This window comes from Paenibacillus sp. CF384, assembly GCF_900106745.1.
Lineage (GTDB): Bacteria > Bacillota > Bacilli > Paenibacillales > Paenibacillaceae > Paenibacillus_Z.
Genome location: NZ_FNNV01000001.1, coordinates 1,152,621 through 1,165,996 on the forward strand (window position 1 = coordinate 1,152,621; position 13,376 = coordinate 1,165,996).

Below are 13,376 nucleotides of genomic sequence, written 5' to 3' on the forward strand. Positions count from 1 at the left end.
CGCTTATCGTCTGTCTTGTGGTCCGCCAACAAATACTTGCTCAGCAGTGTCAAGTCCATATGCCGTATGAAGCGCACGGATAACATCATGAACCGTATCGGCAGCAATAACAACCGATAACCGAATCTCGGATGTCGAAACCAGCTTGATGCTGATGCCCAGCTCGTAGATCGCTGCGAACATTTTCGCGGCAACACCGGGGTTGCTGACCATGCCTGCGCCAACGATGGAGACTTTAACGAGATCCACTTCGGAGGTAACTTCACGGTACGGCACTTCGCCGCGGATGCTTTCTACGACTGCGATTGCTCTATCTTTATCGTTCAGGGAAACCGTGAATGCAAAGTCTGCTTTGCCGTCTTGGGTGCCGCTTTGAACGATGATATCGACGTCAATGCCGCTAGAAGCAAGCGCGCCGAACACTTTAGCAAGTACGCCCGGAATATCTTCTACACCCAGAATGCTGATACGTGCTACGTTTTTGTCATAGGCGATGCCGCGAACGACCATCCCTTGTTCCATGACCGCTTCCTCCTTCACACTCGTGCCTTCATTTTGCGTAAAGCTAGAACGAACTACAAGACGCACATTATAATTTTTGGCATATTCTACTGCTCGTGGATGAAGCACGGCTGCGCCTAAATTTGCGAGCTCGAGCATTTCATCGTATGAAATCTCATCCAATTTACGAGCAACTTTGACTACGCGCGGATCAGTAGAATAGATACCGTCGACATCCGTGTAAATTTCACAGACATCCGCTTTAATGGCAGCAGCCAGCGCTACGGCCGTCGTATCGGAACCGCCACGGCCAAGTGTCGTGATTTCGCCTTCAGAAGTGGAACCCTGGAAGCCTGCCACAATAACCGTATACCCATTGTCCAATGCAGCAAAAATACGATCCGGCTTAATATCCGTAATCCGTGCTTTCGCATGTACCGCTTCTGTCTCAATCCCTGCTTGCCAGCCTGTAAATGACATGGCCTTATGCCCAATTGCATCAATGGCCATCGAAAGCAGCGCAACCGATATTTGTTCGCCTACCGTCAGCAGCATATCCATTTCGCGTGCGGGCGGGTTCGCGTTTAGGAGCTTGGATTGATCAATTAGATCATCGGTTGTATCTCCCATAGCGGAGACGACTACTACAACCTTATGACCGGCTTCCTTATAATCGGCGATTCGCCTTGCAACCCGTTGCATCCGCTCTGTTGAGCCGACGGAGCTGCCGCCGAACTTCATTACTATCAACGACACTTCTGATCCACTCCCAACGCAGTTCTAAGTGTAAAGTCTAATGTTCTTCATAAAACAAGATTATATCATATATAGGTAAGTTTGAATATGACAAAAAAGCCGTACGGCGCGAGGTCCGGACGGCTTTGCTGCTGGTTCTTATTGCTCTTTAGCACGGGAGATGTATTTGCCGTCGCGTGTATCGATCAGCAGGACATCGCCTTCGTTAATGAAGAGAGGAACTTGAACGTTAAGGCCAGTTTCACAAGTTGCATTCTTCGTAGCGCCTTGTGCTGTGTTCCCTTTAACGCCCGGTTCTGTTTCAGTAACCTTCAAATCAACCGTGTTCGGCAATTGGATACCGATGATTTCTGTGTTGTAGCTGGAGATGTTAACCGTCATGTTTTCTTTCAGGAAGTTAATTTCCCATTCCAGCTGCTTCTTATCCAGCGTGAATTGGTCATACGTTTCGTTATCCATGAAAGAATACTCGGAACCGGAGTTGTACAGGTATTGAACCGCACGGTTCTCGATGTTTGCTTTACCGATGTTCTCGCCTGCACGGAACGTTCTTTCCACTGTGTTGCCGTTTCTGAGGTTCTTCAGCTTCGAGCGAACGAATGCTGCGCCTTTACCCGGTTTAACGTGTTGAAAATCAATAACTGTGAAGATATCGCCTTCTACCTCAACGGTTAGGCCTGTTTTAAAATCATTAACTGAAATCACTGCAATTCCTCCTGTACTGTAATAGGGAGTTTAAACTCTCACCTTTTTATAAAACTCACGCCAAAGTGAACAATGTCTTCGGGGATGAGGTTAATAACGCATTTCCATCGGCGGTGATGACAATATCGTCTTCGATCCGAACCCCGCCAAAACCAGGAATGTAAATGCCCGGCTCGACCGTAACGGTCATACCCGGTTCCAGAACGGTAGTTCCGCCCACGGACAAACGAGGCGACTCGTGAATTTCCATTCCGAAGCCGTGGCCCGTTCCATGTCCGAATTTGTCGCCGTAGCCATGACGCGTAATAATGTCGCGCGCCAATGCATCCGCTTCACGTCCGGTCATGCCCGGTTTAATGCCTGCCAATGCAGCAAGCTGTGCTTCTAATACAATGTCATAGATCTCACGATGACGGTCAGTAGGTTTCCCTACCACGATCGTTCTCGTAAGGTCGGAGCAATAACCGTTAAATAAAGCGCCAAAATCAAGCTTCACAAACTCATTATTGCCAATTACGCGGTCACTTGCAACACCATGCGGCAGCGCGGAACGTTCTCCTGATGCTACGATGGTATCGAATGAAGACGATGTTGCGCCTCTGCTGCGCATAAACATTTCCATTTCGAGCGCTACTTCGCGTTCGCGCAGACCCGGCTTGATAAAGCCAAGAATATGCTTGAACGTTTCATCTGCAAGCGCGCAAGATTCGCGGATTACGGCAAGCTCTGCTTCATCCTTGAACAGTCGCAAATCTTCAATGACACCGGAAGCCGGCGTCAATTCTATTGCAGTGCCAAGTGCTTCGTTCCAAGCGGTATAGCTGCTGAATACGACGTGATCCTGTTCGAAAGCAAGCTTGCGAACTCCCGCGGAAGCGGCCAGATCCTTTACCGTATCAATCCACTTCGGTCCATGCTCGACAACCGTAAAGTCCGTTGCTTGCTCTGGAGCCTGTGTCATATAACGGAAATCAGTCAACAGCCAACTGTCTGAAGCGGTGATGAGCAGCACGCCTGACGAGCCTGTAAATCCACTTATGTACCGACGGTTAACGGCACTCGTTACGAGAATGGCATCCACCTGCAGGGCAGGCAGCTTATCGCGTAAACCGGCTAATCGTTTAGATGTCATGGAATCACCCTTTTTCATTATGCTGCTGTAAATGTTGAACTAGTGCGTTCAAGCCAAGCACATAGCTCTGTGCGCCAAAACCGGCAATTTGACCGATGGCGACAGGCGCAATGACCGAAACATGGCGGAATGCTTCACGCTTATGAATATTCGAGATATGTACCTCTACAACAGGCAAGCCCACGCTGCTGATTGCATCGCGAATCGCATAGCTGTAATGAGTAAAAGCTCCCGGATTCATGACGATTCCATCCGCTTGGCCATATGCTTCATGAATGCGATCAATGATCGCTCCCTCATGATTCGACTGAAAGAACGATACTTCCGCTCCAAGCGTATCTGCAGCATCCTTCACTAACGATTCGATTGCTTGCAGCGACATCGAGCCGTAAACTCCGGGTTCCCGGATGCCGAGCATGTTCAAATTCGGCCCATTTAGTACAAGTATTCTGGTCATGGAGAGTCCTCCCGGCGCATAGATCATTAGCCATTCTATCACAAAGACCTACCCTTTGAGAAGGGCTCTCCGGACCCGTGTACCGCTAGAGTGCGCCGGCCGGCTCTCTGGACGCTTCATCGGTAAATTCGAAGGCAATCGTATAGCCGATAAACAAGCCCCATAAGGTGAAGAAACAACCTTCCGTAATTAGCGTATCGTAGCCGATTTTGTTAACGGGATCCATCATCTTCATAACAGGACCGATTGTCATAAACAGCAGGAGCCACCAGACTAAGCCATAGAACATCCCTGGCCATGGTCCCCCCAGCCTCCCGAGCAGCACCTTATAGATGAAGGCAGCAATAATCGAAAACACGGTGAATGCCACTATACCTGTGAAGTGCCCCCATCCTGACTTAACGAAGGTCTGCTGGAAGAAAGGCTCAATGAGAAACCCAGGCGTTACCTTTGTAAATTTGATCGCATAAAGCAGCCAGTGCAGCAAACCCCATATGATGCCCGCATAGAACCCCAACTTCAAACAATAGCTAAACGTATTCGTATGCGGTTTACCATTGTAATCACTCGAATTGTTGTGCTTTTTGCGTTCTGTAGTTACTTTCCGCATCTGTCATGCGCCTCCTTCAAAATGGCTTGATCAAGTGAGTGTTTGGCGTTAGTATGTGCAATCGTTTCTGCCGCAAATCGGAACATTCGGCATTTCAGGGAATCGATGCTACTCGCAATCGGAACGGGAATCAAGTACAATAAGGAGAGAATTCGAAATTATTCATAGACGCAAATGTCAAACTAAAGGATGGTGATTCGCCCTTGTCTCAAAGCACGCAAAATATTTATGGCGGACAAGCCGTCATTGAAGGAGTTATGTTTGCAGGAAGACATGCAAACGTGACTGCGGTTCGTCGTAAGAATAATGAAATCATTTTCTATGAAGTACCGCGCACGACAAAACCATGGATTCAGAAGCTCAAAAAAATACCGCTGCTCCGCGGCGTAGTCGCAATTCTCGAATCAAGCGCCAAAGGATCGCAGCATTTAAATTTCTCGATGGAATCGTACGCGGAGGATGAGCTGGAAGAAACGAAAGACGGCGACAAGCCTGCAGCCAAGGAGAAGAGCGGCTGGAGCCTCAGCATGATTGTCGGGGTTGCGATCGCGGGGATCTTATCCTTCGTGTTCGGCAAGCTGATCTTCACTCTTGTACCGGCACTTCTTGAACAGTTGCTCTTCGAACGAGCTTTCGAGAATATAATATTACACAACCTTATCGAAGGATTTATCAAAATCTTGCTTCTGCTCTCTTATTTATATTTCATCTCGCTCACGCCGATCATCAAACGGTTGTTCCAGTATCACGGCGCGGAGCATAAAGTAATAAGCGCTTACGAAGCCGGAGCGGAGCTCACGGTTTCCAATGTACAACGATTCACACGCTTGCATTACCGCTGCGGAAGCAGTTTCATCGTGTTCTCCGTATTGGTCGGCGTGATCGTATATTCGTTCTTCCACTGGGATTCCTTATGGGAACGGATTTATCTTCGCATCCTGTTGTTGCCGGTTGTACTAGGCGCATCTTACGAAGCGCTTCGATTCACAAACGCGCTGCGGGATCTGCCTGTACTTCGTTTCCTCGGTTACCCAGGGCTGTGGCTTCAGAAGCTAACGACGAAAGAGCCTACGGATGAGCAAGTGGCCGTATCGATCGCTTCCTTCAATCGCATGCTGGAGCTGGACGGTCAGGTAGCCAAAACATCACAAGCCTAATAGTAAAGATTTGGGAAGGAAGGGTGAAGGTCATGCCTCGTAAATTGAGCCTTCTGTCAGTCATCATCCTAGCGCTTGTCGTCATCGGTATCATTAGCCAAACGATAAGCAATCCCTACCAGCTTATCATCCCGGTCGTCGTATTCGGTGCTATCTACTTGCTCTACAAATTCCCTCCGGGCGCCGCTGCAAGAGCGAAAGCCAAGCCGCGTTACAAGACCGGAGCGCGAAAGGACCAGCAGCAGGCAAGCAAGAGTAAAACTCGTAAGAATATGCCGTTTCGCGTGATCGAAGGCGGCAAGGATGATGACAATTTACCTAAATATCATTAAGCTGCACCAATTATAAGGGGCATCCCTAAGCGCCATGGCAATCATGACGGCTTGGAGATGCCCCTTTGTTTTATTCGTTATTCAGATCCGCGTGCACGGCCTTGAAAGCTTCCATGCGCGATGGGTCGCGCCTGAAGTATTCGACCAGCGTTTCGATGCAGGTGATCGAATCCCAGCTCAAGTGATGTTCGATCCCTTCCACGTCTTTATAAATGTTCTCGTCTTGCACCCCTATAAGTGTCAGGAACGTTTCGAGCAAATGATGCCGCTCCACGAGACGTTTGCCCATTTTCTTCCCTTTATTGGTCAGCACCAGGCCGCGGTACTTCTCATAGATCAGATAGCTGTCTTTGTCCAGCTTCTGGATCATCTTCGTTACAGAAGAAGGATGAACTTCAAGTCCCTCCGCAATATCGGAGACCCTCGCGTACCCTTTCTCGTCAATCAATTTATAAATTCGTTCTAAATAATCCTCCATACTCGGAGTAGGCATTCCACTTTCCTCCATTCACCGTCATCCTGTACGATAGGACCATCCTCGCATCACTCTTAGTATCATACACTGCCCGCCATATACGCCGCAACCTGTCGCACTTAACTTTCCATGTTTGCTTTGTGACGGATTTCATCAAACTAATGCTACCTTTCATCTGAATCCTAAGGAGGCATTACTCAACTTGAGTACAACTGTGTCCGAACGACCGCCCGTAAACATACGCGTACATGACTCCTTTATTCCGGAGCTTGTTTTTTTCGAGCCTGCGGCGCTTGATTATCCGAAAGGTAAGCGGATTATGGAATGGGTCAAGTCAATCGGCATTCCTTACAAAATGACGACCTCTCATAATCGCATTACCAATTTACCGGGTGAAACCGAGCTGGAGCAGTATAAAATCGCGAAAAGAACGCTCGTCGTAGGCATCCGCAAAACGCTCAAATTCGATACATCCAAGCCATCGGCCGAATACGCCATCCCGATCGCCACCGGCTGCATGGGTCATTGCCATTATTGTTATCTTCAAACGACTTTAGGTGCCAAGCCTTATATCCGTATTTACGTGAATACCGATGATATCATGCAAGCCGCTAAAGCTTATATCGATGAACGCGTCCCGGAAATTACAAGGTTCGAAGCTGCCTGTACTTCGGACCCTGTCGGACTTGAGCCGATTTCAGGCAGCTTGCGCGAGCTCATTACATTCATGGCCGGACAAGAGTACGGAAGGCTTCGTTTCGTCACGAAGTATCACTATGTAGATTCCTTATTGGATATTAAGCATAACAATCATACCCGTATTCGTTTCAGTGTAAATGCCAATTATGTCATCAAGAACTTCGAGCCGAACACCTCTAGGTTCGAACAGCGTATTGAAGCGGCTGCCAAGATTGCCAGAGCCGGTTACCCGCTCGGCTTCATCATTGCGCCGATTATCTGGCATGACGGCTGGCAAGAGGGCTACGCGGAGCTCCTCTCTTCCCTTGCCGCTGCCCTTCCAAAGGATGCCTCTTCAAATTTGACATTCGAGCTTATTCAGCATCGCTTCACCAAGACGGCAAAAAACGTCATCGAGAAGCGATACCCTCGCACCAAGCTTGAGATGGACATCGAGAAGCGCAAATACAAATGGGGCCGCTGGGGACAAGGCAAATACGTATACCCCGATGAACAAGCAGAAGCGCTCCGCATGTTTATCTCGGAGCGCATCTTTGAACATTTTGAAGATGCAAAGATTGAATACTTCACTTGAGCTGATAAAAGTACGTAAGAAAAGAAGGGTGTGACCGGAGAGTTTACGTGCTGCCTTTGATGGGGGGATATTACCTTAAAACCTAATCCGAAATAACCCCCTATCAACAGCAGCCGCAGGCACATCCCTTCGTTCTGAAGCTTACTTTAAGCAATGCCTAGAACTTTAACCAATCCGGCGTGATGGTGTTGAGCCAGATTGTGATTTTGGTCATCCGGTCGGTGAAGAGCAGGACGCCCATGAGCAGCATGACGGCGCCGCCGATTTTCATCATGATGCTGGAATAACGAACGATCCATCTTGTTGAGCCGATGAAGAAAGCTAATACGAAGAAAGGGATCGCAAACCCGAGTGCATAAGCGGTCGTGAGCTGGAACCACGTTCCCGGCTCGGAAGCTGCCATCAATAGGATGCTGGCAAGAATCGGTCCTGTACATGGAGACCAGCCTGCTGAGAAGCCGATTCCGAAGATAAAGGATGCAAAATATCCGGATCGGTTCGTTTTCAGCGGAATTTTCATATCACGCAATAATAATTTCGGTTGAATCAGTCCCATTAAGATAAGGCCCATCAGTATGATAAGAACAGCAGAGAGCTGCCGAATTAACGTCTGATACTCGGAGAATAGCTCTGCAAATGCATTGGTGCCATAGCCAAGCGTATAATAGACCACCGAGAACCCCAGTATGAAGAAAAACGTATGGGTCATCGTGCGAATTCGGACTTGCTTGCCGGGATGCTCGCTCTTCAGGTCGCTTACGGATACGCCGGTTATATAGGATAAATACGACGGGTACAGCGGCAAGCAGCAAGGAGAGATAAAAGAAGCGATCCCTGCTCCGAACGCAGCCCATATCGTTACGTCAGACATATGTACTCACCTCCATCATCATCCTGCGCTAAATTTCCGTCTGATGGAAAGAAGCAGCAATAGAAATACTATTAACAGCATAACAATCGTACCGCCCGGCGCCAAGTTCCATACGCCTGCAACGAGAAGACCGATCGTAACCGCAAGCTCAGCAATGACAACGACCGTAACTACCGATTGCCGGAAGCTTCTTGCGATGATCAGGCTGCATGCCGCCGGAATGGTAAGCAGCGCGGATACTAATAGGGCTCCGACGATCTTGATCGACACGCTGATTACGAGCGCCGTAAGGACGCTAATCATGAAATTAAAATAACGCGTCGGCAAGCCGCTTACGGCCGCCGCATCTTCGTCGAAGGTGAGCAGAAACAATTCCTTCGCATGAAGCGCTACAGCGAGTAAAACAACGACGGTTACGACTCCGATTAAGATAAGATCCACGGAATCAAGCGTATAGATGCTGCCGAACAAATAACCGCTGACACTCACGTTAAAGCCTTTGCCCATTGTAAACAGCAACGATGCGAGGGCTACGCCGCCTGACATGATGATCGCGATTGACAGCTCCGCATAGGTCTTGTACGCTTTGCGCAGCTTCTCAATGGCGAAAGTAGCTGCAAGCGCGAATATAAGCCCCATGGCGACTGGATAAACACCAATCAGAAACCCGAGCGCAACCCCTGCTATCGACACATGTGCCAATGTATCCCCGATCATGGAGAGCCTTCGCAAGACAAGAAAAAGGCCCATAAGCGGGGCCGTGATACCAATGAGCACGCCCCCGATCAGCGCCCTCTGAAAAAATTCACTCGTTACGATATCCACCTAAACGCCTACTTTCCCTCTCTCCATGGAATGACGCAGCTCTCGTAAGCTGTGCGTCAAATCCGTTTCCACACAATCCTCCAGATCATGGGAATGCTTCACGTAAAACTTGATTTTGCCGCATTGCTGCTTCGGCTGCTGACCCAAATAAGAGCGGATCATCTCCATATCATGCGAAACCATCAGGAACGTAATGTTATGGTGCTGATGCATATGCTTAATCAGGTGGAAGAACCCTTCCTGCGTCTCGGAATCGATACCTACCGTTGGCTCATCCAGAATCAGCAGTGCGGGATTATTGATGAGTGCACGGGCCAGAAAAGCGCGCTGCTGTTGGCCGCCGGACAGCTGACCGATTCGTTTGCCGGCCAAATCCTCGATTTTCATCGCATGCAGCGCTTCATCGCATTTCATCCCGTCGGCCTTCGACACCCTCTTAAACAGCTTGTTGCGGCTGTATAATCCGGATAATACGACCTCGCGCACGGTGGCCGGGAAGAGCGGATTAAATGAGTTCTTCTGCGGCACATAGCCGATTCGGTTCCAATCTCTGAATTGTCCTACCGGCTCTCCGAACAGCTTGATCGATCCGCTTGTTGGTTTCATCAGCCCTACAATCATTCGCAGTAATGTCGTCTTCCCCGCACCATTCGAGCCGATTAGCCCGACAAAATCCCGCTCCTGGATGGAGAAACAGACATCGTCGATGACCGGTTTGTGCTCATAGGCAAACGAGACATCATTTAACTCGATAATCGGCTGATGGCACACAAATGGCTGTTGTTGCTGCTTTGTCTGCATCCTTGTTTCCTTCTTTCTATTGTAAGGCTTGAACTAGATTTTGCAAATTTGCCTTCATTAGAGAGAAGTAATCTTCCCCCTTGGCTTCCTGCTCCGGCGTAAGCCCCTCTAGCGGATTAAGCACCATGGTGCTTACGTCGGCTTCTCTGGCAAGCGTCTTCGCTAACTCATCGGAAACGAGCTCTTCGAAGAAGATATACTTGATCCCATTGTCCTTCACAAACTTAGCGATGCGAAGCAAATCCTGTGCCTTCGGTTCTGCATCGGGGGACAACCCCATTATAGCCACTTGTTTCAGTCCATAATCACGTGCCAAATATCCAAAGGCTTGGTGCGAAGTGACAATATCCTTGTGCGGGGCTGCGCTCAGTTCTTTCGTATACGAATTATCCAACTCGACTAGCTTCGCATGCAGCTTTGCATAGTTGACTTCATAATCACTCTTGTGCGACTGATCTGCCGCAACGAAACTTTCCAGAACAGTCTTCGCCATAATAAGCATGGACTTCGGGCTCACCCATGTATGAGGATCGACATGATGGCTATGCTCATCGGCATCGTGACCTTCTTCCTCTGCTTCCTCCGGATTACCCGAGATCTTCGCAATATCCTTGCTTGCTTCGACGGTTATCACCTTCGTATCGCTCGGCAAACCTTCCAAGAAGTCATCGACCCAGCCTTCTAAGCCTGCACCATTATACAGAAACAGCTGCGCTTGCGAGGCCGTATCCAAGTCACGGCTCTTCGGACTCCAATCATGCGGCTCTACGCCGGCCGGAATCATATTGATGACATTTGTGCCGCTGCCTCCGATTTGCTCAGCGAGGAAGAAGAGCGGGTAGAAGCTTGTTACCACATTCAGTTTCCCCTCTACAAGCTTGCCTTTCGATGCGGAGCCGCAACCTGCAAGTATAAAAGCAAGAAATGCCAGCAGAATCGCTGACAGTGCCATGGAACGGAATAATTTCGAATTCATGTAAAACTGCACCTCTACTTCTCATAATCGTAAACATTACAATTTGATTATATAGACGCCTATATGCCCTGTCAACAAGCAACCGCCGGAGCAAAGCGCTCCGGCGGTTCATCGTTCATGCTTATTTCACAATTGCGCCATTAGGCATATCGTCAGGCACAGTTGCCAGTGTCAATTGATCGCCATGAGAAGCGGCGAGAATCATGCCTTGCGACATTTCGCCGCGCAGCTTAACCGGCTTCAGGTTCGTCACGCAAATGACTTTGCGTCCTACAAGCTGCTCCGGCGTGTAAAATTTGGCGATTCCGGAAACAACTTGGCGTTGCTCGAAACCGAGGTCCAGCTGCAGCTTCATTAGCTTATCTGCCTTTGGAATCGGCTCGGCAGCTATGACTTGCGCAACGCGCAGCTCAACCTTGGCGAACTCGTCAATGGCAATCTCTTCTTTCGCTGCAGGTGCTTCTGACTCTGTTGAAGCAGTTGGAGCTGCCTGAGCAGCTGGTGCAGCCGCAGGTTCAGCAGTTGCCGCCTCGGCTTCCGCCGGCACAGTACCGCCGCCCATCGAGATCGCGATAAACGAAGTTTCCTCCGCTACGTCGAGGCGCGGGAAGATCGGATCGCCTTTGGCGACTTTCGTTCCGCCCGGGAATTGACCGAATTGCTTCGTGCTGTTCCAATCCGTTAACGCGCCTTCCGTAAGTCCAAGCTGAGTGCGGATCTTAAGAGGCGCATTCGTCAGGAACGGCTGCAGCAATATCGAGATAATACGGAGCGATTCCGCCAAGTGATGCATAACGGAAGCGAGCTCTCCGCGTTTCTCTTCGTTCTTAGCAAGCGTCCACGGTTGTGTTTCATCGATATATTTGTTCGTGCGGCTGACAAGCTGCCAAATCGCAGTCAGGGCTACGGAGAACTCCATGCGCTCCATTGCCGCTTCAACCTGCTCTGCCGTACCGACCGCCAGAGTAGATAATGTCTCATCGAACGCTGTTACATTGCCGTCATAAGCTGGAACGTCGCCGCCGAAATACTTGTCGATCATCGCAATCGTCCGGTTTAACAGGTTGCCCAGATCATTCGCAAGGTCAAAGTTGATTCGTTCCACGAAGTTCTCGGGCGTAAACGTACCATCCGCACCAAACGGCACTTCGCGCAGCAGGTAGTAACGCAGCGCATCCAGACCGTAACGGTCGATCAACGTTACCGGATCCACGACATTGCCTTTGGACTTCGACATTTTGCCATCCTTCATTAGAAGCCATCCGTGTGCGAAGACTTTCTTCGGAAGCGGCAGATCAAGCGCCATCAGCATAATCGGCCAGTAGATCGTGTGGAAACGAACGATTTCTTTGCCGACAAGATGAACGTCAGCCGGCCAGAACTTGTCGTACTGGGACGGATTGTCTGACCCATAACCCATTGCCGTAATGTAGTTCGACAGCGCATCGATCCATACATATACGACATGTTTCGGATCGCCTTTTACTTTGACCCCCCAATCGAAGGTCGTACGGGACACCGCCAAGTCTTCCAGACCCGGCTTAATGAAGTTGTTGATCATTTCGTTCTTACGGGATTCCGGCTGAATAAACTCCGGGTTCTCTTCGTAGAATTGCAGCAAACGATCGGCGTATTTGCTCATCCGGAAGAAATAGCTCTCTTCCTTCACAAGCTCGACCGGACGTCCGCAATCCGGACAGTTGCCGTTCACCAGCTGACGCTCCAGGAAGAACGATTCGCATGGCGTACAGTACAAGCCTTCGTAATTGCCTTTATAGATATCGCCTTGCTGCAGCAGCTGATCGAAGATTTGCTCCACGACTGATTTATGACGATCTTCGGTTGTACGAATGAAATCATCGTTGGAAATATCAAGCTTCTTCCAAAGCTCTTTAATGGTTACGACGATATCGTCAACGAACTGCTGAGGGGTCTTGCCCTTCTCCTGCGCCTTGCGTTCGATCTTCTGGCCGTGTTCGTCCGTACCCGTCAAATACCAAACGTCATAACCGCGCAGACGCTTGTAGCGGGCCATCGCATCCCCTGCCACCGTCGTATACGCATGACCGATATGGAGCTTATCACTCGGATAATAGATGGGTGTCGTAATATAAAAGGTTGGTTTCGTCGTTTCACTCATTGTTTCTCGCTCCTTATTCGGGTTTAGTCTGAATCATAAACGCAAAAAAAGCTTCCATCCACTATGGGACGAAAGCTTGTCGCTTACGCGGTACCACCCAATTTTCTCTCCTCGACATGCTGCTTCGAAGAAAGCTTCATTAGAACCATCTGCCTGCACTTGCAGCGCGATGGTCTTCAAACCGATAACGAGGTCAGTCGCCGTACCCTTACTTCAGCCGATCGATCCGGGCTGAGCGCTCGAGCACGAGTTCTCCGGGACCATCTTCCAAAAGCTGCACCTTGCCGGCTTCCACCTGTCCCGGCTCTCTGGTTAGGTCATCTCTCTTGTACTTATCCGTTCATCGAACATCTTATAGGTAATGA

The 13,376-nt window shown here is 49.5% G+C and carries 14 protein-coding genes; 3 read left to right on the plus strand and 11 right to left on the minus strand.

The window, feature by feature from the left end:
• Positions 1 to 3: 3 nt before the first annotated feature.
• The 5 genes from BLW29_RS05555 to BLW29_RS05575 form a co-directional block, all read right to left on the minus strand.
• Positions 4 to 1,257 (minus strand): aspartate kinase, encoded by a 1,254-nt coding sequence (locus tag BLW29_RS05555; RefSeq protein ID WP_090976932.1) that lies wholly within the window; start codon positions 1,255 to 1,257, stop codon positions 4 to 6.
• 138 nt (positions 1,258 to 1,395) lie between these two features.
• Positions 1,396 to 1,962, minus strand: a complete 567-nt coding sequence (gene efp, locus BLW29_RS05560) for an elongation factor P (protein WP_090976934.1) — start codon at positions 1,960 to 1,962, stop codon at positions 1,396 to 1,398.
• 55 nt (positions 1,963 to 2,017) lie between these two features.
• Positions 2,018 to 3,094, minus strand: coding sequence for a M24 family metallopeptidase (locus BLW29_RS05565; protein ID WP_090976938.1), 1,077 nt, complete (start codon positions 3,092 to 3,094; stop codon positions 2,018 to 2,020).
• 4 nt (positions 3,095 to 3,098) lie between these two features.
• Positions 3,099 to 3,551 (minus strand): type II 3-dehydroquinate dehydratase, encoded by a 453-nt coding sequence (aroQ, locus tag BLW29_RS05570; RefSeq protein ID WP_090976940.1) that lies wholly within the window; start codon positions 3,549 to 3,551, stop codon positions 3,099 to 3,101.
• Positions 3,552 to 3,636: 85 nt separating this feature from the next.
• Positions 3,637 to 4,161 carry a YqhR family membrane protein gene (locus tag BLW29_RS05575; protein ID WP_090976942.1) on the minus strand — a complete coding sequence of 175 codons (525 nt, stop codon included), beginning with the start codon at positions 4,159 to 4,161 and terminating at the stop codon, positions 3,637 to 3,639.
• 257 nt (positions 4,162 to 4,418) lie between these two features.
• Here BLW29_RS05575 and BLW29_RS05580 point away from each other — a divergent pair, with 257 nt between their 5' ends.
• Entirely contained in the window at positions 4,419 to 5,318 is a 900-nt protein-coding gene (locus BLW29_RS05580; RefSeq protein WP_090977177.1) for a DUF1385 domain-containing protein, read from the plus strand.
• Between the two features lie 32 nt (positions 5,319 to 5,350).
• Positions 5,351 to 5,650 carry a hypothetical protein gene (locus tag BLW29_RS05585; RefSeq protein WP_090976944.1) on the plus strand — a complete coding sequence of 100 codons (300 nt, stop codon included), beginning with the start codon at positions 5,351 to 5,353 and terminating at the stop codon, positions 5,648 to 5,650.
• Positions 5,651 to 5,720: 70 nt separating this feature from the next.
• Here the strand turns inward: BLW29_RS05585 and mntR are convergent, their stop codons facing one another.
• The gene (mntR, locus tag BLW29_RS05590) at positions 5,721 to 6,143 is read right to left on the minus strand and encodes a transcriptional regulator MntR (protein WP_090976945.1); all 423 of its coding nucleotides are present in this window, start codon (positions 6,141 to 6,143) and stop codon (positions 5,721 to 5,723) included.
• 184 nt (positions 6,144 to 6,327) lie between these two features.
• On the opposite strand from mntR, the gene splB reads away from it, so the two are divergent.
• Entirely contained in the window at positions 6,328 to 7,398 is a 1,071-nt protein-coding gene (splB, locus tag BLW29_RS05595; protein ID WP_256208360.1) for a spore photoproduct lyase, read from the plus strand.
• Positions 7,399 to 7,555: 157 nt separating this feature from the next.
• On the opposite strand, the gene BLW29_RS05600 is transcribed toward splB, so the two are convergent.
• The 5 genes from BLW29_RS05600 to metG form a co-directional block, all read right to left on the minus strand.
• Positions 7,556 to 8,269 (minus strand): cytochrome c biogenesis CcdA family protein, encoded by a 714-nt coding sequence (locus BLW29_RS05600; RefSeq protein WP_090976947.1) that lies wholly within the window; start codon positions 8,267 to 8,269, stop codon positions 7,556 to 7,558.
• Positions 8,270 to 8,287: 18 nt separating this feature from the next.
• Positions 8,288 to 9,094 (minus strand): metal ABC transporter permease, encoded by an 807-nt coding sequence (locus BLW29_RS05605; protein ID WP_090976949.1) that lies wholly within the window; start codon positions 9,092 to 9,094, stop codon positions 8,288 to 8,290.
• Positions 9,095 to 9,895 (minus strand): metal ABC transporter ATP-binding protein, encoded by an 801-nt coding sequence (locus BLW29_RS05610; protein WP_090976951.1) that lies wholly within the window; start codon positions 9,893 to 9,895, stop codon positions 9,095 to 9,097.
• A gap of 16 nt (positions 9,896 to 9,911) precedes the next feature.
• On the minus strand, positions 9,912 to 10,871 hold the full coding sequence (locus BLW29_RS05615; protein WP_090976953.1) for a metal ABC transporter solute-binding protein, Zn/Mn family: 960 nt from the start codon (positions 10,869 to 10,871) through the stop codon (positions 9,912 to 9,914).
• Positions 10,872 to 10,992: 121 nt separating this feature from the next.
• Complete coding sequence (gene metG / locus BLW29_RS05620) at positions 10,993 to 13,011, minus strand: methionine--tRNA ligase (RefSeq protein WP_090976955.1); 2,019 nt, start codon at positions 13,009 to 13,011, stop codon at positions 10,993 to 10,995.
• Positions 13,012 to 13,376: the final 365 nt, after the last annotated feature.